Origin of the sequence: Brevibacillus sp. FIR094, from assembly GCF_050477165.1 — a bacterium.
GTDB lineage: Bacteria > Bacillota > Bacilli > Brevibacillales > Brevibacillaceae > Brevibacillus.
In genome coordinates, this window is sequence record NZ_JBEAES010000016.1 from 1 (window position 1) to 18,932 (window position 18,932).

Genomic DNA, 18,932 nt, shown 5'->3' on the forward strand with positions numbered 1-18,932 from the left:
TAATTCGCAATGGTGTTTTGATACCTGTCCTACGGACGGGGGTCAGTCCCTGTGGCGCCACGTCAACGCTGGGGTTTTTTATCTTTTTTTAAGAACTTTTTTAGATTCTATTAATCTCCTGTTTCTTGGCAGTTTAGGTCTCTCGTCTATCCTACAGGTAATCAAGCAACAACCGACTCTAAAGGAGGACCAAACGATGAGAAAGTTTTCCAATAAAATCGCAATCATGATGCTCGCCACTGTTTTGGGTACTGCATCCCTTCCTTACGCTGTACTGAACGTGCAAGCAGCTTCCACTCCCCTGAGTGCACAAGATATTCAAAAAGCAGTTAGTGAGCTCGCCAAGCTGCAAGTGATGCAAAGCAACTCCAACGCTCACAATCAAGTTACGCGCGCTGAACTGGCAAAAATGGTCTCGCACACATTTGGTTTGCAAGGCGGCAAAACAGATAAATCCGTAACCTTCACGGATGTGAAAACAAATGATTGGTTCTACAAATACGCGGTTGACCTGGTATCTCTTGATATTATGCAAGCAAAAGATGGCAAGTTCGATCCGCGTGGAACTGTGACGGATGCTGAGCTCACTCAAGTCGTTGCAAAAGCGCTCAAGCGCGATGCGAAGTCCGTTACCTACTGGGCAGAACGCTTCTTCTCGGCAGACAGCACCGCTACTCGTGGCGAAGCTGCTTATTTGTTGAATACGGCTCGTCAGGCGATGCCTTCTGACAAAGCAAGCATCACGAACGTACAAGCCTTGAACGAAATCACGTTAATTGTGACCTTCGACGCTCCGTTGACCGCAGAAAACGAAGCATTTGCAAAAGCAAAAGAAGACTTTGTCTTTAGCGAAGGTCTGACACTGACCAACATGCCACGCCTGAAAACGGGTTCTACCAATACTTACATCGTGCCGACCTCGGTTCAAAAACCAGGAACCACCTACGAGCTGACTTACAAAGGGAAAAAGGCGGGCACATTCCAAGGCAACGCAACCAAGATCGATATGACGGAAGTACGACAAGTAACGAACGACACTTTTGAAGTTGAGTCCCTGCGTGAAAATGGTGTCCTTGATTACGGATACATCATCTCTGCCTACAGCGGCGGACGCGGAGCAAATGCATTGGTGCTGGATCAAAGCAACAGCGCAGACGGCAAAACGTATCAAATCATTCCTTCCATGCAAGCAAGACAAGTGACCATTACACCGGAAGGCGGACAACCAATCGTAGCGAAATACGTGCCTTTCACACAATCAACAGACGGCAAGCAGGAAATTAAATTCCGTCTCCCAGAAGGCCAAGTCCTGACTCCGGGCGTTTCGTATACCATTACGTCTGACTGGGCGAATATCGTGAATCCTACCTTCGTCGCAAAAGAAATCGCTCCGCTCGAAATCAGCGAAGCCAAAGCAGCTAGTGAAACTTCTATCACCGTTACCCTTACAGAGGACCCGGGAGACGAGCTGTTCTCCGGACGCAGCGTAGAGCTCACTAGTGCAGACGGAGAAAAACTGCTGGCGACGTACAAATATTCCAGCCGCAAAGGTACCACAGGTGTGTTTGACATCCAGCAGGATGGTAAACTGAAAGCAGGTACCACATACACGATAACACCTGTCGGCGATTGGGCTGGTAAATCTTCTGCTGAGCTGACAGTGGAATAGTCTTTGCGTGAGTGTTCAAAAAGTCGGCTTTTCAGCACCGAGAAAGTAACGAGAACCTGAAGAAGGAGGAGCGGAGTGTAGGGAACCTACATGAGCACCGGACTTCGAAGGTGAGCGTTACTTTCGATGCCGAGATTGCTCTCAAAACTACTTCGTGATCAAAAGATGACTTTATGAACTACCTCTTTTGTGTGATGCGTGTATCCAAATCAAAAGAAAGGTGTGGGCTCGCTATACTGCGTATTGGTCTTATGGCGAGCAGCAAGCAACCCAGGCGGTGAAAGTTGAAATGGATAAGCTGAATCAAGCCTTATTGACAGCAACCAGTCAAGGAGACAAAGCAGCGATTGAGAGGCTGCTTGCAGAAGGTGCGGATATTGACGCAACTGATAGTAGAGGCCGCACCTCTGCGATGATCGCGGTCCACACTGCTCAACTCGACATTTTCAACTTGTTGGTTGAACGCGGAGCCAACATCAACATCCGAGACAACAACTTAGACAATCCCCTGCTCTTCGCAAGCGCAGCAGGCCAGCTCACATTCGTAAAAGCCTCGATAGCAGCAGGTGCCGACACGACCATTACGAACCGTTTTGGCGGAACGGCCTTGATTCCTGCGGCTGATCGTGGACATGTCGCGATCGTCAAGGAACTGCTCATCACCTCTGATGTCAACATTGATCACGTCAACAGATTGGGCTGGACCGCGCTCTTAGAAGCAGTGATTTTGGGTGATGGTGGCAAGAAGCATCAGGAAATCGTGAAGCTCCTGATTGAGCACAAAGCCGATGTGAATCTTGCTGATCACGATGGCGTAACGCCTCTCGGGCATGCGAAGAAGCATGGCTACAAAGAAATGATTGAATTGCTCACGCAGGCGGGCGGTAAATAAAGAACTTCTCCCATATAAAGAAGGATAGGATCGTCAGAAATCATCTGACCCCTATCCTTTTTCTTATTTTCTAGACCAAAAGACCCTACTAAACTCAAAACTTTTTCTATTTTCAGGCGTCAATTACTAGTGGACTATTCCATTATGCCTATATCATTTTGATTGGAGCCTGTTTTACATGACCGTCAGCTCGTATACATCTATTCTGGAAACGGACAAACGCATCCGAAAAGCTTCTCCTAACCTTGAAGCCAAGGTGGAGATGTACAAGCTCTTTCTTGCATCTACAGACGCTATTGAAATCCATATGAGTAACCTGACGCATCCTTTGACTACCATCAGAATCTATGACATCCATCGAACAAAACTCACAGAAGCTGAATATAGTCCGAACGCCCCCATCATCCTTCCATTTTTTCCAGAGGAAGATGGTCTTTATTACGTGCAGCTGACGATTGGGCCTGATCCAGACCCTCAGCACATCTATCAACTGCACGTGGATAAGTACAAACGCCTATCAGGGATCATCCATCAATCGGAGGAATTTACAGCAGAAAATGGTCCGTACATGATCGGACCAGAAGATGTCATCATAGCTGCTGGCACTTCAATCAGCTTTGAAGCAGGTACCTCCATCAACGTACGTTGCCAAAACAAGATCTTCGTCCAAAATGGTGCCTCTGTTTCTTTTCGTGGGGAATCAGACAAACCCGTCGTCGTCATCGGCGCCATTGACGATACAACCGCACACCGTTGGAATCAGCTCGTGTTATCTCCCTTGGCTGAGGCAACCTTCCAGCACATCATTGTGCAATACGACAACGACGAAGACGGGGTGGATTTCCTGATCTCAGCAGCCCCTTTCGTGGCGATCGCTCATCCGTTGAAGAATTCGAGTCAACCGTTGCCAAAACGTGCTATGTGGAGCGGGCCGCAGTCGTGTCTCCCTCTTCTCGCTTGGACTTCATCAAAACTTGGTTCCAGCAGTCCAGCCCTTATCGGTTCCATATTTTGGGCGACCTCTTGCCTGAGCTTTATTTTGGCATTGATGTGACCACATTCGCGCGATGGGAAACGGATACGAAGCGGATTAATGAAGAACGCGTAGAAGCTGGTGAAATCAATTACTGGGATTTTGTTAACGGCAACTTCACTGCCGATTTGATAGAAGCTACATATCTGTTTGCCAATAATGAAAGCAGCCCGGAGCTGCGAATCCAACGATTGATTGATTTTCTGACCATCGCGCAAAAATGGAGGAGAAAACACGGGTGCTTCAGCCTGTTCGACATGATCGATCCATTCCATAATCACGACGAGGAATTTTACAAAACGTTTGAACAGATGTCGTCCTCCTTCTGGCTCGCGCACAATACGTCCATTATTCACTGGGATACTCTTTCACGAGAACTCGGCATTTGGCAAAAAGAAAGTTTCTTCGAACGGCAATTCATCAACTCCGTCATGATTCGCCTGCACTTCGCAGCCGATCTGCCGTTCTCCCTTCCGGGGTATGGAAACAACATTCCACCTGTCGGCTTTCTCGGTATTTCTATTCACTTTGGCCCGTTCCGCTATCCAGAGGATTATCCGGCACCCGAGCCTGAATTCGACGTCAATTACGGCGAACTCTCTACAGCTACCTATGTGAAATTTATGTTCGAATCGTTTCTCAATGGCAAAACGAATCCCGTCTACACGTGGTGGATACCTACGCAAGCGGATAAGGAGCTGTTTCGAACCTTGCAGGAAAAGGGCATCTCGCTGGATTCCCCTCCGGAAGATTGGGACCGGGAATTCGTGCAGCCTGCTAGAAAAACGCTGGAGGAGATTCGGGCCTACTATCTGAACCCAACCTTTCGAGAAGAGAAAAGAACGAAGACCTCCACCTGTTGAGGTCGGTAGAAGCCATGCCACATGTTTTCCAGTCGCCTGTATCCTCTCTTCGTTCGGGCGGTCTCCTTCCAAACATGTGACATGACTTTCGAACAGCAGTGGATTATTTCGGGGGATTAGATCTTTTTGGTAGTTATGTCTGGAAGTTTTTTGAGGGAGATGATCTTTTGTTTCAGCATCTTGTGTAATCTGCATGGAGTATTTCACTTTTAGAAAGCACAACAAGCTTCTTTCCCCCACTACAGCTATTAATTCACGATATTTTTCCCATAGTAAATCTCGTCCATCTCTATTTGCAATTGCTTCGTAATATCCTCCTGCTCCTCCGGTGTCAGCTTATCCTTCGTGTATCCGAATAAATAATTGTTCAGATCAAATTGCCTGCGCTTGCATTTGGTATGGAAAATGTTATCTTGGTACACATTGACATCAATCATGTGGAACAATTCCTTAATTTCCTCGGGAATATAATTTTGGATCGAACTGATGTCGTGATCGATAAACAGCTTGTATCCATGTATATCGCGGGTAAAACCGCGCACCTTGTAATCAATTGTCATCAAGTCTGTATCAAACGAACGAATTAAATAATTGAGTGCTTTGAGCGGAGAAATCTCGCCACAAGTCGATACGTCGATATCTGCCCGGAATGTGCTGATGCCTTCCGTTGGATGGTATTCGGGGTACGTATGCACTGTAATATGGCTCTTGTCCAATTGCAGCACCACATTTTCAGGCAAAGGTCCGGGGGATTCCTCATAAGATTCAGTAGGGACTTCTACGACTGGCCCCTCAGATACAAGAACAGTGACGCTCGCACCTTGTGGTACATAATCTTGTTGCGCGACATTCAGTATGTGTGCGCCGATAATATCCGACACGTTTTTCAGGATATTTGTCAATCGTTCTGCATTGTATTGTTCATCTATGTATTCGATATACGCTTCCCGTTCCGCTTTTGTTTTCGTGTAGCAAATGTCGTACATGTTGAAGCTGAGTGACTTGGTCAAATTGTTGAAGCCATGCAGCGTAACGTTTTGTTCTGTTTTTTGTTCCAAGCGTCATTTCCCCCTGTAGTAGCATCCCAAACTCGTTTGCTCTTACTTTTTCCTCCACTTCGTTCATAAATACCCATTACTTTTGTCCTACTTAAAAATGATTCAATAGCATCAGAGAAACTTGACAGAATATGGTTCTATTCCCCTGGGTTTAGTGATAAAATATCAAAGTGTGTCAAAATTTAGAAGAAAGGGGGAAATTATCATGCATTGGTATACAAGTGTATTGAAGAAATACGTTGCATTTGAAGGAAGAGCTAGACGTCAAGAATATTGGATGTTCACTTTGTTCAACATCATCGTATCTATGGTAATTGCTCTCGTAGACTACTTAATTGGTACAGGATCTATTTTGGGTATGATCTATTCATTGGCTGTTTTACTGCCTAGTTTGAGCGTAACTGCACGCCGATTGCACGATACTGGAAGAAGCGGTTGGTGGATCCTTCTCTCGTTTATTCCTTTAATCGGTGCAATTATTTTGCTCGTTTTCTTGTGCCAAGACAGCCAAGGAGACAACAAATACGGTGCGAATCCAAAAACTTCGCAATCCTTCTAATGTCTCCATCACCTCTCCCCATAAGGGAGAGGTTTTTATATTTCGCCTAAAGAAATAACGGCAATTCAGGTCTCCCCAAATGCCGTTTTTCCTCTACCGTTTTACGCCTCGTCCCAAAAACGTCGCAGGTTGTCCATCCCAATCTTGGAGCCTTCGCGGCAATCCTCCATGCCTTCGAACTCGACCGTGATATAGCCATCATAGCCGGACTGCTTAACCAGCTTGACGACCTCACGGATGTTGATGTCGCCTTGGCCGACTATCGCTCCACGCAGGAAGTTGCCATTGACGGTCTTGAACCATTTGCCAGCGCCTGGATCATGGTAGGAAGGCCGGAAGTAGAAATCTTTGAAATGCACGAGCGAAGCGTAAGGCAGATTTTTTTGCACACCGACCAGCGAAGCCTCGTCTGCGCACATGAAGTTTCCGATATCCAGCGTCGTTTTGAAATTCGGACGGTTGACCTCGTGCAAGACACGCTGTACGCGATCGCTTGCCTGCACCAGCCAGCCGTGATTCTCAATTGTCGTCGTTATTCCGAATTGTGCGGCATAATCAGCGATTCGGCGACTTCCCTCGACCATCTCAGCCAAATGCTTTTCGAAGTACTCGATCGTCGTCTCCTCTACGGGAACAGTAAAAGCGGACACATCGTGACGCATATGCTTGATACCCATGCGGTGCAGCAAATCGACATGTGTTTTTACACGTGCGACTTCTGCTTCGAAGGCTTCTTCGTCTGGTTGAATAAAGTTGGTCGGCATCGAGTAGTTGGACAGCTCAATCCCTACCGCTTTTGCCTTATCCCGAACAGCGTCTGCCAATTCGTCGTTATCGACCAGCGTAAAACCGTACGGCACGATTTCCATGTGCTCTCCGCCGTTATCGGCGATCCATTGCACGACATCCAGTACATCCATTTCCCCAGCTCGGATTGCTGTCAGCAGACTGTAAGTGCTCAACCCAATTTTCATCAGTTCCACCTCATTTGATTTATTGTATAGAAAGGCAACTGCTCATCATGATGAGAAATGCACCTTGTTGATAGTCACTACTTGCTTGAGACGATGGGATTCATAGGCTGCCTTCACCACTTCGAGTGTCCGCAGTCCATCTTCTCCTGTAATTGACGGAGGTCGGCCTTCCATGACATTTTGCACAAAATCGCCGATAAGCCGCTCATCCATATCCACACCCCAAGGTAAATGTTGTAGGTTCGAATCGCGGTCATTGTAATAGAGCGCGTGTTGCTTGAACACATCGACGTCCAACGTGCCTTTGGTGCCGACAATCCGCATCGTCACATCTCCCCACGTCGGGAACGTTTTCGGCCGCGACCAGCTCGGATCAATTCCGACGATCACGCCAGACTCCATTTCTACGGAAACCAAGCCACAATCCTCTACCTCAATCTCGTAAAAGCGCGTGTCCAACTCAGCGTAGGCGCTTTTTACTTCGTCTTGGAGCATCCAGCGTACGAGGTCCATCAGATGGACGATGTGATCCGTCGCTGCCCCGCCACCAGACAGCTCTTTCTCAATGAACCAACCACCTGGCATTTGTCCGTGGTTCGTGCCATCGATGGCGAGAATGGCTCCGAGAGCACCTGATTGAACGATCTGTTTGACGTTTTCCATCACGGGTGCAAAACGGACAGGATAGCAACCTGGAGCATGACACCTTCCTCTTTGCAAACCTGAATCATTTCACATGCATCCGCAATCTCAGTGGCTATTGGTTTCTCGCACAGAATGTGCTTTTTCGCTCGCGCTGCGGCAATCACGTGCTCCTTGTGCTTGGCATTTTCCGAGCAAATAATGACCGCGTCGATTCCGGACAGCAAAAAGGCTTGCAGATCTTCGTAAAAATCGAGCTGGTAGGCAGCCGCCATTTTCTCTCCACGGCGCGGGTTATCATCCCAAACTGCTATCAGCTGCGCATCCGGGTGCTTTTGCAAACAAGAAACGTAGCTATGCGCATGCATATGGGCGAAGCTGATGATTCCTACCTTCATCCCTCATCACCTCCGTGCATGAGCTTTACAGGTTGTCCCGTCTGGACCGATTCTCTCGCTGCTGAAGCGATATCGAGAGCCACCAGCAGATCACGAGAATGCAGACGTGGCACTTCCTGTTTCTGTACACAGCGAATGAAATGCTCCCGCTGTCGCTGCATCAGGTCCATCCCTGGGAATGCTGTCGAAAGAAACTCCTCTCCCCGACTCCAGCGAATGGGGGTGCTTTCCCGACTATCATGCGCAAGCATTCCTTGATCACCGGTAAGCTCAAAGGAAGCATGTTCTGCCCCCTCCGCCCAAGATAGCTCTACATGCGCAATTGCCCCACTTGCCATTCGGAGCATGACCAGTGCATAATGGACGATCTGTCCTGACTCATTCGTGCGCTTAACCTCTCGTGCCATCACGCGCTCAATCTCGCCGAACGTCCAGCGCAGCCAATCGAATTCACGCATTCCAAGCGCTTGAAAAATGCATTTCCCTACATTTTCAGCCGATGCAGGAGCACCTCTTCGCAAGCGAATGACGCCTGCTTTTCCGATGGCCCCTTTCTTTATTTGTTCGTACGCTTGCTCGTATTCTGGGGCGAAACGCAGCGTATTTGCGAATTGCAGCACGATCTCATACTGATCGCACAAACTGATTCCTTCACGCCCTAGGGCAGAACCGTTTGCGCATAAAATATGCTTTCCCGTCTGGGCAGCAAGCGTCACCCATGGGGCAGCGCTGTCCGTAACCGAGCCAATATCCACGATATCCACTTCTGTTCCCTGCAAAATTTCGCGCAAAGAGGACAAGCTGTCTGCCACACCTACAAGCTCTGCCTCTTTGATCCGAAGCCAAGCCTGTGACTCTTTGACGCTTGTTCCCGCTTCCCCTGCGACCACCACTTTTACCATGATCCCGCTCCCCCTCTCCTCGAGCTTTGTGGACTGCTTGACACAACCCTTTTATAGCGAAAACTGAAACGTATCCTGCAATAAAACAGCGGCAGCTCCAGCGACCTCTACATTTTCACCCAACGAATTCGGCCGAATCTCCAATTCCTCCGTCAGGATTCCATGCGCGTATTCCCCCACGTAGTCTTTTACTTTAGCGATCAACAGCTCATTTTCGAAGGCAATCTCGCCGCCCAGAATCATGACTTCCGGATTGAACAAATGAATCAGATTGACCAGCCCCGAAGCCAAATAAGAAGCGGTTTCCTCCAAAATGCTGACCGCAAGCGGGTCCTGCTCTGCTAATGCCTGACGAAACACCGCAGGAGTAATCCGGCCAACATCCTGCTCCACCAAATCCGAGATGCGGCTCGTCTTTCCTTTCGCAAGCGAGGAGACCAGCTTGGAGTAAATCGTTGGCCAGCTCACGTAATTTTCTAGACAGCCTACATTTCCGCAGTCGCACCGCACACCTGCCCGATCAATCGTGGTATGACCGAACTCACCGGCCCCGCCTTTAAAGCCCCTATAGATGGAACCGTTCATCAAAATACTGGCTCCCAATCCATCCCCAATCGTGACGTACAGCATGTTTTGATAATGACTGAAATCCCCGATAGTCTTCTCGGCGAGTAAATACGCGTTCGTGTCGTTATCCAGCCAGGTTTTCAACTGGAAACGCTGCTCGATCATTTCTTTCACAGGGGCGTTCTGCAAGCGGAGCTTCGGATTATAGCGAATCACCCCATGGACCGAGTCCACGATGCCTTGAGTGACAATCGAGATTCCCATACATGTCTCTAGACTCGCGGCTCCACGCAAAAATTGCTCAATGATGTCCAGCAAATAAGCGAGGACGCTATCCCCTTGGTACTGCTTGATCGAGTGAGCTTCCTTTCGTTTGACCGCGGCTTCCAAATTCATCTCGGCAATCGTAATCTTCGAGCCCGAGATCGAAATGCCGATCAGAAAGCGACTATCTGGAGAAAACTGGACCAATATCGGTTTTCGTCCGCCATTTGACTCTCCTGTTCCCACCTCGCATACAAACGAGTCACGAATCAACTCACTGACAGCCGAGGTCACGGTAGTAGGACTCAGTTTGTTCCGCTTCGCTATTTCACTCCGGGAAATGGGCCCGTAATGACGGATCGTATCTAATATGATGGAGCGATTCAGTTCCTGGATCAGCTTTAAATCACCCGTCCTACGCATGTAACCATCCCTTTTTTTCAAATCACAAATGGCAAGCGACAAAATGATCTCGATCTGCCGCTTCCCTTAATGCAGGTGATGTCGTCTTGCATATGTCCATCACGAACGGACAGCGCGTATGAAACAGACACCCTGACGGCGGATTCACTGGGCTCGGTACATCTCCCTGCAAAATAATCCTCTCCCGCTTTGCCCGTGGATCAGGAATCGGAACCGAAGAGAGCAGCGCTTTTGTATACGGATGCCTAGGATTGGAAAAAATCGTTTCCTTCGGGCCGGATTCTACGAGACTCCCCAAATACATCACGCCGATCTTGTCGCTAATATGCTCGACCACGCTCAAATCGTGGGAAATAAACAAATAGGTTAATTGAAATTCTTCCTGCAAATCTTTTAGCAAATTCAAGATTTGCGATTGAATCGACACATCGAGAGCTGAGACTGGCTCATCTGCGACGATCAGCTTCGGCTTCAAAATCAGGGCACGAGCGATTCCGATACGCTGCCGTTGCCCTCCGCTGAATTCATGGGCGAATTTCTCCGCATGATAGCTGGAAAGCCCGACGACCTCGAGCATTTCGGCGACAATCCGATCCCGCTCTTGGGCAGACAGCTTCTTATGAATGAGAAGAGGCTCTGCTACCACATCGCGAATTTTCATCCGCGGATTCAGTGAGGCGTATGGGTCCTGAAAAACCATCTGTACCTGCTTGCGCACTTCCCGCAGCTTTGTTTCATTCATTTTGGAGATTTCTTCACCATTGATCCAAACCTTGCCCTCATCTGGCATCAAAAGTCGTGTGACCAAGCGCCCTGTCGTCGACTTGCCGCAGCCACTCTCTCCGACCAGACTGAACGTCTCGCCTTCCTTGATCTCGAACGAAACGTGATTCACTGCCTTTACGCTTTTTTTGCTGCTTAATAGACCACTATCAATCGGGAACGTCTTTTTGATACCGTCTACCACGACCAGCGATTTAGACATGAACATCCCTACCTTCCTCTTGGTAGAGCCAACAGCGGCAAGAGCGTTCCTCTCCCACCGTCGTAATGGCGGGCTCCTTTTCCCAGCAGACAGGCATGACATCCTTGCAGCGCGGAGCGAATTTGCAACCCTTGGGCATATTGTTCGGTGTCGGTACGTTGCCCGGAACCGAATCAAGCCGCGCGCGCTTTTGCCCGATCTTGGGGACAGAGCCGATCAAGCCTTTGGTATACGGATGCTTGGGTTCGTCGAACAAGTCGTAAACAGATGCTTCCTCCACGACACGCCCTGCGTACATGACCACGACACGGTTGCACATCTCTGCCACGACACCGAGATCATGCGTGATCAACAGCATCGACATATGCTCTTCATCCTGAAGCTGCTTCATGACATCGAGGATTTGTGCTTGAATCGTGACATCGAGTGCCGTCGTTGGCTCATCAGCGATCAACAGGTTGGGATTGCAGGACATCGCCATCGCAATCATGATCCGTTGCCGCATACCGCCGGAGAGTTGATGCGGATACTCTCCCATAATTTCGCTCGGGCGCGGAATGCCCACCTTTGTCAGCATGCTCACTGCTTGTTCTCGGGCCTTTTGGTCGGTATAGCCGAGATGCAAACGAATGGCTTCCATCAATTGCTCTCCGATTTTCATCACCGGGTTGAGCGAGGTCATCGGTTCTTGAAAAATCATCGAGATTTCTTTTCCGCGAATACGGCGCATATCACTCTCCGAAATCGAGAGTAAATTCGTACCGTTGTAAACAATCTCTCCATTGGTAATCTCACCCGTCGTGTCCTTGAACAGGCGCATGATCGACAAGGAGGTCACGCTCTTGCCACAGCCCGATTCGCCAACCAGTCCAAGCACCTCGCCTTTTTTTATATGAAAGCTGACATGGTCGAGGACAACTGTCTTCTGGTTGTCTCTCGTAAATTGCGTCTGCAGATGCTTTACTTCTATGATGTTCCCACTCATCTGCCCCAACTCCCTCGTTTAGTTCTTCGTTTTCGGGTCCAAGATATCGCGTAAGCCATCCCCAACCAGGTTGAACGCCAGCACGGTCAAAAAGATCGCAATCCCGGGAATGATGACCACATGAGGAGAAGTGGCGAGATAATCACGCCCCATACTGAGCATCGCCCCCCAGTCGGGACTCTCGGGCGCGGCCCCCAGACCGAGAAAGCTGAGACTGGATGCTGCCAAAATCGAAGTACCGATCCGCATGGAAAAAAAGACGATCATACTGGAGACGGTCTCTGGGAAGACGTGTCGGAAAATAATCCGGCTGCTTTTTGCCCCCATGGACCGCGCCGCTTCTACAAACACCGCTTCCTTGGCAGCCAATGTATTGCCGCGAATCAAACGCGCAAACGATGGAATGCTGAACACCGCGACTGCTACGACGACATTCGTTAATCCCGGGCCGAGGATCGCAACAATGGCGATTGCGAGCAACAAATCGGGAAAAGCGAACATGACGTCACTCCACCGCATGATGAGGCGATCCAGCCACCCGCCATAATATCCACTAATCAAACCTAATACCGTTCCAACCACTGCGCCGACCAGCACAGAAGAAAAGCTGACGCCAAGTGAGATTCCCGTTCCTACGATAATGCGGCTCAAAATATCTCGTCCGTATTCATCTGTCCCTGCCCAATGCTCCATGAATGGAGTCTGCAACGTCACATCATAGTTCGGCTCGTACGGATCATACGGGGCGATCCACGGGCCAAACAGCGCTACTACAAACAAAAACAAGATAAAAAACCCTGCCCAGAAAGCTGTCTTTTGCTTTTTCCACTTCTTCCAAAACTCGCGTGCTCGGGATTTCTTTTCAGTGGGGACTACAACGTTGTGCCCGATTTCTTTTACTACCTCCATTTACGTCACCTCCTTGCCATTAGCTGTCATAACGGATTTTCGGATTCAGTGCCTTGTACAAGATGTCTACTAGCAGATTCACGAGAATGAACTCCAGTGAAAACAACAGAATGACTGCCTGTACGACCGGATAATCGCGAAAAGCAATGGAATCAATCAACAGACGCCCCATACCCGGAATACTAAACACCGTCTCCACGACAACCGATCCGCCCAACAAAAAGCCGAATTGCAAACCAGCGATGGTCACGACCGGAATCATTGAGTTTTTCAACGCGTGCTTGCGAACGACTACGGATTCCTTCAACCCTTTTGCCCGACCTGTTCGGATAAAATCTTCCTTTAATGTTTCGAGCAGGGAGACCTTGTAAAACGGGCCAGCATCGACATGATTCCTGCTCCTAAAGTTAACGAGGGAAGCACGTAGCTTTTCCAGCTCTCGACCCCGCCTGTAGGAAACCAGCCCAGCGTGACAGAAAAAACTTGTATGAGAATGAGCCCCAGCCAAAATCCAGGCAAGGAAATACCGGAAATCGCCGTCAGCATCCCCACGTAATCCGGCCATTTATTGCGGAAAACAGCAGAGATCGTCCCAATCAGCAGTCCGAGCACCAAGGCCCAGCCCAGGCTCATAAATGTCAATGCCATCGTTACGGAAAAACGGTTTTCAAACATATCGCTAATGGGAAGCCCCGTCTTCAAGGAGTGTCCTAGATTTCCTGTCAGCAGGTTTTGCATGTAGTTGACGTACTGGGTAAGCAATGGTTTATCCAAGCCCAGCTCCTGACGCACCCGCTCAATCTCTTCCAAGGTCGCTTCTTTTCCCGCCGCCAAACGAACAGGATCACCCGGAACCAGATGGATAAAGAAGAAAATGAGCAACGACACGACAAAAATAATCGGGATGATCTCGATGAGTCTCTTCACGATATAACGGAACATGGTACGGTTCCTCCTAAAAGGAAAGCAGCGCCCAGCGGCAGACAATGCCCGAACGCTGCTTCAAGTATTATTGGAACGCCGCTTCTCTTACATAGATGCCGCCACTCGGTGTGATAGAAACACCGTTCACGTTCGCGCGTTTTCCGTACAAGATTTCATCGACTGCGAGGAAAATCCATGGTGCATCTTTAAACACATTTTCTTGCACAACGCCATACAGCTGCTTTTGCTTGTCTTGGTCTGACGATTGTGTCGCTTCCTTGATGCTTTGGTCGACAAGGTCATTTTTGTAGAAAGCCGTGTTCGCTCCCGCAGGCGGGAAATTCTCGCTGCTAAACAACGAACGCATCGCATTGTCTGGATCAGCAGAGGACCAGCTTACGTACCACATGTTCATTTTTGCTTCTTCTGGCGACTTGATGCCGTAGATTTCATCGGACAGCGTCGCTTCTTCCATCGATTTCACTTCAACCGTGATGCCGACCTTTTGCAATTGCTGCTGAACGAATTGCATGCCCTTCATCGTATCCGAGTTCGTATTGCCCCAGATGTCCGTTGTGAAGCCATTCTCGTAGCCCGCTTCTTTCAAAAGCTGCTTCGCTTTTTCGATGTTGTATTCATAGGCGCCTTGCTTTGCATAGTGGGCAATCGTTGGGGACATCACGGATTCCAGCTGTGCGCCGTATCCGGATTTCACGACTTTAATGAACGCGTCCTTGTCCACTGCATGATTGATAGCTTGGCGAACGCGCGGATCATCAAACGGCTTTTTCAGCATATTGATCGAGACATAGCGGGTGATAGTGGAAGGTGTACGCTCTACCTTTACTCCCTCTTCACCGTTCAGTGTCTCTACTTGCTGCTCCGGCAACGGATAGATGACATCGGCTTCTCCCGTCTTCAGCATGGCAACGCGGGAGCCGTTTTCAGGAACAGGCTTGTAGACGATTTTACCGACCTTGGCTGCTCCCTTGTTCCAGTGATCTGGATTCAGCTCTACCGTCAGATGGTCACCCTGTACCCATTCCACGAATTTATATGGACCTGTACCCACTGGATTTTTGGTAATGTCTTTGCCGTACTTTTCCAGAGCCGCCGGGCTGATGATTCCAGTCGTGAACTTGTTGATCATCGCGGAAAACGGCTGGTTCAGCGTCACTTTCACTGTGTGCTCATCGACAACTTCTGTAGACTTGATGTATTTGTAGTTCCGATAAGCTCTCAGGTTGTTGTCTTTGTTACTCATCCGGTCGAAGTTGATTTTGACCGCTTCGGCATTAAATGGTGTGCCGTCATGGAACTTCACGTTTTGCCGGAGCTTGAAGGTATACTCTGTCGCATTTTCATTCACCGAATATTCAGTCGACAAACCCGGCATGAGCTTCAAATCCTTGTCATAAATCAGAAGCCCTTCAAACATCGCGCTTTGGACACCTGATGACAGTGCATCCCCTGTATTTTGCGGGTCCATCGTAATGAAGTTTTCGTTTACGGCGATGACCATTTGATCCTTTTGCGGCGCTCCCGGCGTTGTTCCCCCATTGGAAGCTGCCGGCGTTCCACTACCACTGCCACCGCCACTGGAACATCCGAAAAGTAAAGCCACTGAAAAAAGTAAGACGGATGCCGTTCGCAAAAACGATGCTTTTTTCATTTCTTTTCCCCCTTGTCTTCATCTACACTATGGGTGAAATCTGGATGTCCATGGATTGGTCTTGCCTGCCCATTATCGGGTAAATATGATTTCTCTTCCGGTCGCAGCTGATTCGTAAATGCCACACAGAATCTTCATCATCTCCACACCATCCTGCACAGGGCTGAGCGTTTCTTTTTCACCCAAGATGCATGCGATGAAGTGATCGATCTCATTTTGGAAGCCTCGCTTGAAATCAAACGATAATTTATCCATCTGCGGGCTGACATTCAGGATCGTGTCATGCTTTTCTGCAATGATGGACAGCTCAGGCTCCACCTCTGCGCCTCCCTTGTCTCCGTACAGCTTGACGGCCAGCTCGTCTTTTTTCGCATGCAGGGTATAGCTCACATCTACGAAAAGGGACGCTCCGTTTTCAAAACGAATGAGTGCATTAGCCATATCCTCGACGGTGTTTTGGGACGGATCGTAGTCTGCTGCTTTGTAAAAGGAGAGATTTTTGACGTTGCCTCGATTGCCCAGCTTGTTGTATGTATTCCCGCTGACAGTCGTTACTTTTGGGCAGCCCATCAAGTACCAGCACAGATCAATGACATGCACGCCGAGATCGATAAGTGGACCTCCGCCAGATCTGTCCTTGTCTGCGAACCAGCCTCCCGGATTGCCCAAACGGCGCAGACACGATGCCTTCGCGTAATAAATCTCACCCAGCTCTCCCGCATCAATGAACTGCTTGAGCAATTGCGCATTCGTATCGTATCTTCTCACAAAGCCCACCTGGAGCAGCTTGCCACTCTCTTTGACGGCTTCTTCTATCAGGAGAGCGCTTTCAACTGTTGTACTTAAAGGCTTTTCCAAAAGCACGTGCTTCCCCGCCCTAAGGGCAGCGATAGCAATATCCGCATGCGTGTTGTTCCACGTACAAATACTCACTGCGTCTACCTGTTCATCTGCGAAAACATCCTTAAGCTTGCTGTAATAAGTCTCGGCCCCGTACTTCTGTGCTTTTTCCCGAGCGCGCTCCTCGTTGAAGTCGACGACAGCGCGAATTTCTGTACGTTCATTTTGCTGGTACGATTGCAAGTGCATGTCTGAAATGGATCCTGCACCAATCACCGCAACTCTCACTTTTGCCATGATGTTGTCTTCCTCCTTGCTTCTCATCATTAATTAGTTTTTTCAGTGGAGTAATTAATAAGATGATACAAAATTGTTTTAATTTTTGCAATATAGATTTCGATTAAAAATTCGATGTTTTCTCTCCTGGCTGAGCTAACGCAAAAACTCCCCCTGCCGCTCCCATCACTCCAGCTTCCACTCCAATCTGGCTAAGGACGACACGTACCTCCTGCACCAATCCAGGGAGGCATCTCTCTCTCATGCTCTTCTCAATTTCCGGCATGAGTATGGTAGATGCGTTCATAACTCCACCCCCGAAGACGATTACCTCCGGATTAAACAAGTAGATCAGATTGGCTGCTCCGACTCCTAAGTAAAACCCTGCTTGCTTGATGAGTTGCTTGGAGAAAGGATCTCCTGCTAGCGCAGCCTGACTGATCGCTTTGGTCGTGACTGGCTCATATGTGGTTGCCAGCTTTTGGCGAGCGGCGTTTTCAATGGCAGTACCTGAAGCGTAGTTTTCCAGGCACCCTCGATTACCACAGCGGCATGGTGGTCCGTTCCAATCGATCGAGATATGCCCGAACTCACCCGCACTCCCATCCCGCCCTGAAATCAATCGACCGTCGCTAATCACTCCCGCCCCTACGCCTGTGCTAACGGTGACATAGATCATGTTTTGCGTGCCAGCTCCTGCGCCCCACAACCACTCCGCGATTGCCGCTGCATTCGCATCATTGAACAGCTGAACGGGCAGTCCGAACCTTTGCGTAATCAAGGCGCCGATCGGGACATTTCGCCAACCTAGATTGCTTGCAAAGACTACTTCACCGATCGCGCTGTTAATCACTCCGGCTGAAGCAATTCCTACGCCGCGTACTTTTTCGGGATCGATGTTGCTTGCTGATAGGACATCATAAGTAGCAGACAGTACCCTTTCGACCACTGCCTTTTCTCCCTCTTCCGCTAAGGTCGGCAGCTGCTTTTGTGCGATTATCCTACCTGCGCGATCAACCAAACCAGCCAAGATTTTAGTCCCACCCAGATCCAGCCCAATCGCATATTCATCTTTTGCCATGCTCGTCTCTCCTTCGTTCACCTTGCTGCTTCACGTTAGTTTCTCCAATGACTTTATAAATCCAACTTCATTTTATTTGTAGCACACTACCTCCCTTATGTCCAGACTATTCAGAAAATAATGCAAGAGCGATTCGCTTCCGTTCCTTTAACAAATCGTGTTTTGTACAAAATGTCATCTACTTTTTCTACCATTCGACAATATCTCCTAAAGTAAAAGAAATGGATATCCTATAAAATGGTATATATGGTAGCTTTGGGAGGAGCGATGATAGCCATCTCATTATTCTGTATAGAGTACCTCAACATCTGGCATCTACTCGATGATCGTTTCAGAGCTACATTTACCACTGTCATGAAAGGTTGATGTTCATGTTTAAAAAAGCCCTGATCATCCTGACATTAAGCTCAGTTGTCGCTGTACCAAGTGTAGCAGCACAAGCCCAAGGGACGGCTCTACCTCTACAGGAGAAGGCGCCAACCTCCGAAAAAGCAATTATCAAAAATGCCGCATTTGGTCAGGAAGTCTGGGTAATGCTCGGCTCCCCTATTCCAAGCGGTTGGTCGTAATCAGATCTTCTGGCAATATGAACCTGATTAAGGATATAAACAATGCTCCTGCTGGTTACGAAGTTTGGGTGATGCTCGGCTCCCCTATGCCTGACGGATGGGTTGTGATCAGAAGTACCGGGACTATGAACCTGCTTAAAAATCTTAACAGCGCCTCTTCCAATCAGGAAGTTTGGGTAATGCTTGGCTCCCCTATTCCAACTGGATGGGCTGTGATCAGAAGTTCTGGAAATATGAACCTGCTTAAAAATCTTAACAACTCCTCTTCTGGGCAAGAGATATGGGTGATGTTAGGCTCGCCTATTCCTGACGGATGGATCATAATCAGATCAACGGGAACAATGAACCTAATCAAGCGCCTTTAGGCTAATCAGAATCATTGGATAACCGCATCCTCAATAGTTAAGCACATGGCATACATCTCATCCACCAGCTGACGTCGAAACT

General features: G+C 48.7%; 16 protein-coding genes and 2 pseudogenes. 6 read left to right on the top strand and 12 right to left on the bottom strand.

Translation table 11 applies throughout. The annotated features are described in order from the left end of the window. The first annotated feature begins 196 nt into the window (after nt 1-196). From ACQ5DJ_RS15835 to ACQ5DJ_RS15850, 4 genes are all read left to right on the top strand, one after another. Nucleotides 197-1,669 (top strand): S-layer homology domain-containing protein, encoded by a 1,473-nt coding sequence (locus ACQ5DJ_RS15835; protein ID WP_429843309.1) that lies wholly within the window; start codon nt 197-199, stop codon nt 1,667-1,669. A 289-nt stretch (nt 1,670-1,958) separates the two neighbouring features. Continuing rightward, the gene (locus ACQ5DJ_RS15840; RefSeq protein ID WP_429843310.1) at nt 1,959-2,561 is read left to right on the top strand and encodes an ankyrin repeat domain-containing protein; all 603 of its coding nucleotides are present in this window, start codon (nt 1,959-1,961) and stop codon (nt 2,559-2,561) included. A 178-nt stretch (nt 2,562-2,739) separates the two neighbouring features. Beyond that, nucleotides 2,740-3,615, top strand: coding sequence for a hypothetical protein (locus tag ACQ5DJ_RS15845; protein WP_429843311.1), 876 nt, complete (start codon nt 2,740-2,742; stop codon nt 3,613-3,615). Continuing rightward, complete coding sequence (locus ACQ5DJ_RS15850) at nt 3,501-4,457, top strand: hypothetical protein (RefSeq protein WP_429843312.1); 957 nt, start codon at nt 3,501-3,503, stop codon at nt 4,455-4,457. Before ACQ5DJ_RS15845 ends, ACQ5DJ_RS15850 begins: the two co-directional genes overlap by 115 nt. Nucleotides 4,458-4,705: 248 nt before the next feature. On the opposite strand, the gene speD is transcribed toward ACQ5DJ_RS15850, so the two are convergent. Beyond that, on the bottom strand, nt 4,706-5,515 hold the full coding sequence (speD, locus tag ACQ5DJ_RS15855; protein ID WP_429843313.1) for an adenosylmethionine decarboxylase: 810 nt from the start codon (nt 5,513-5,515) through the stop codon (nt 4,706-4,708). Between the two features lie 205 nt (nt 5,516-5,720). Between speD and ACQ5DJ_RS15860 the strand changes: the two genes are divergently transcribed. Next, on the top strand, nt 5,721-6,074 hold the full coding sequence (locus ACQ5DJ_RS15860) for a DUF805 domain-containing protein (RefSeq protein WP_429843314.1): 354 nt from the start codon (nt 5,721-5,723) through the stop codon (nt 6,072-6,074). A 101-nt stretch (nt 6,075-6,175) separates the two neighbouring features. Here the strand turns inward: ACQ5DJ_RS15860 and ACQ5DJ_RS15865 are convergent, their stop codons facing one another. The 11 genes and pseudogenes from ACQ5DJ_RS15865 to ACQ5DJ_RS15915 form a co-directional block, all read right to left on the bottom strand. Continuing rightward, nucleotides 6,176-7,048 carry a sugar phosphate isomerase/epimerase family protein gene (locus tag ACQ5DJ_RS15865; RefSeq protein ID WP_429843315.1) on the bottom strand — a complete coding sequence of 291 codons (873 nt, stop codon included), beginning with the start codon at nt 7,046-7,048 and terminating at the stop codon, nt 6,176-6,178. 45 nt (nt 7,049-7,093) lie between these two features. Next, a pseudogene (locus ACQ5DJ_RS15870) lies at nt 7,094-8,088 on the bottom strand (Gfo/Idh/MocA family protein). Beyond that, nucleotides 8,085-8,990 carry a Gfo/Idh/MocA family protein gene (locus tag ACQ5DJ_RS15875; RefSeq protein WP_429843316.1) on the bottom strand — a complete coding sequence of 302 codons (906 nt, stop codon included), beginning with the start codon at nt 8,988-8,990 and terminating at the stop codon, nt 8,085-8,087. The pseudogene ACQ5DJ_RS15870 and the gene ACQ5DJ_RS15875 overlap by 4 nt, the downstream one beginning before the upstream one ends. A 51-nt stretch (nt 8,991-9,041) precedes the next feature. Further along, a complete protein-coding gene (locus ACQ5DJ_RS15880; protein ID WP_429843317.1) occupies nt 9,042-10,244 on the bottom strand; it encodes an ROK family transcriptional regulator in 1,203 nt (400 codons plus the stop codon). Nucleotides 10,245-10,266: 22 nt separating this feature from the next. Further along, complete coding sequence (locus ACQ5DJ_RS15885; RefSeq protein WP_429843318.1) at nt 10,267-11,229, bottom strand: ABC transporter ATP-binding protein; 963 nt, start codon at nt 11,227-11,229, stop codon at nt 10,267-10,269. Then, the gene (locus ACQ5DJ_RS15890; protein ID WP_429843319.1) at nt 11,222-12,214 is read right to left on the bottom strand and encodes an ABC transporter ATP-binding protein; all 993 of its coding nucleotides are present in this window, start codon (nt 12,212-12,214) and stop codon (nt 11,222-11,224) included. Before ACQ5DJ_RS15890 ends, ACQ5DJ_RS15885 begins: the two co-directional genes overlap by 8 nt. 18 nt (nt 12,215-12,232) lie before the next feature. Continuing rightward, entirely contained in the window at nt 12,233-13,123 is an 891-nt protein-coding gene (locus ACQ5DJ_RS15895) for an ABC transporter permease subunit (protein WP_429843320.1), read from the bottom strand. 19 nt (nt 13,124-13,142) lie between these two features. Further along, nucleotides 13,143-14,065, bottom strand: a pseudogene (nikB, locus tag ACQ5DJ_RS15900) (nickel ABC transporter permease). A gap of 67 nt (nt 14,066-14,132) precedes the next feature. Continuing rightward, nucleotides 14,133-15,719, bottom strand: a complete 1,587-nt coding sequence (locus ACQ5DJ_RS15905) for a glutathione ABC transporter substrate-binding protein (RefSeq protein WP_429843321.1) — start codon at nt 15,717-15,719, stop codon at nt 14,133-14,135. Nucleotides 15,720-15,791: 72 nt separating this feature from the next. Beyond that, nucleotides 15,792-16,856 carry a Gfo/Idh/MocA family protein gene (locus ACQ5DJ_RS15910; protein WP_429843322.1) on the bottom strand — a complete coding sequence of 355 codons (1,065 nt, stop codon included), beginning with the start codon at nt 16,854-16,856 and terminating at the stop codon, nt 15,792-15,794. Between the two features lie 103 nt (nt 16,857-16,959). Then, on the bottom strand, nt 16,960-17,916 hold the full coding sequence (locus tag ACQ5DJ_RS15915) for an ROK family protein (RefSeq protein WP_429843323.1): 957 nt from the start codon (nt 17,914-17,916) through the stop codon (nt 16,960-16,962). Nucleotides 17,917-18,287: 371 nt separating this feature from the next. On the opposite strand from ACQ5DJ_RS15915, the gene ACQ5DJ_RS15920 reads away from it, so the two are divergent. Continuing rightward, entirely contained in the window at nt 18,288-18,485 is a 198-nt protein-coding gene (locus ACQ5DJ_RS15920) for a hypothetical protein (protein WP_429843324.1), read from the top strand. Nucleotides 18,486-18,932: the final 447 nt, after the last annotated feature.

Bases quoted from the DNA above. Each gene is read 5' to 3' on its own strand.
- ACQ5DJ_RS15890 (WP_429843319.1), bottom strand. From the start codon at position 12,214: ATGAGTGGGAACATCATAGAAGTAAAGCATCTGCAGACGCAATTTACG.
- ACQ5DJ_RS15835 (WP_429843309.1), top strand. From the start codon at position 197: ATGAGAAAGTTTTCCAATAAAATCGCAATCATGATGCTCGCCACTGTT.
- ACQ5DJ_RS15885 (WP_429843318.1), bottom strand. From the start codon at position 11,229: ATGTCTAAATCGCTGGTCGTGGTAGACGGTATCAAAAAGACGTTCCCG.
- ACQ5DJ_RS15860 (WP_429843314.1), top strand. From the start codon at position 5,721: ATGCATTGGTATACAAGTGTATTGAAGAAATACGTTGCATTTGAAGGA.
- ACQ5DJ_RS15840 (WP_429843310.1), top strand. From the start codon at position 1,959: ATGGATAAGCTGAATCAAGCCTTATTGACAGCAACCAGTCAAGGAGAC.
- ACQ5DJ_RS15875 (WP_429843316.1), bottom strand. From the start codon at position 8,990: ATGGTAAAAGTGGTGGTCGCAGGGGAAGCGGGAACAAGCGTCAAAGAG.
- ACQ5DJ_RS15915 (WP_429843323.1), bottom strand. From the start codon at position 17,916: ATGGCAAAAGATGAATATGCGATTGGGCTGGATCTGGGTGGGACTAAA.
- ACQ5DJ_RS15845 (WP_429843311.1), top strand. From the start codon at position 2,740: ATGACCGTCAGCTCGTATACATCTATTCTGGAAACGGACAAACGCATC.
- ACQ5DJ_RS15920 (WP_429843324.1), top strand. From the start codon at position 18,288: ATGTTTAAAAAAGCCCTGATCATCCTGACATTAAGCTCAGTTGTCGCT.
- ACQ5DJ_RS15880 (WP_429843317.1), bottom strand. From the start codon at position 10,244: ATGCGTAGGACGGGTGATTTAAAGCTGATCCAGGAACTGAATCGCTCC.
- ACQ5DJ_RS15865 (WP_429843315.1), bottom strand. From the start codon at position 7,048: ATGAAAATTGGGTTGAGCACTTACAGTCTGCTGACAGCAATCCGAGCT.
- ACQ5DJ_RS15895 (WP_429843320.1), bottom strand. From the start codon at position 13,123: ATGGAGGTAGTAAAAGAAATCGGGCACAACGTTGTAGTCCCCACTGAA.
- ACQ5DJ_RS15905 (WP_429843321.1), bottom strand. From the start codon at position 15,719: ATGAAAAAAGCATCGTTTTTGCGAACGGCATCCGTCTTACTTTTTTCA.
- ACQ5DJ_RS15910 (WP_429843322.1), bottom strand. From the start codon at position 16,856: ATGGCAAAAGTGAGAGTTGCGGTGATTGGTGCAGGATCCATTTCAGAC.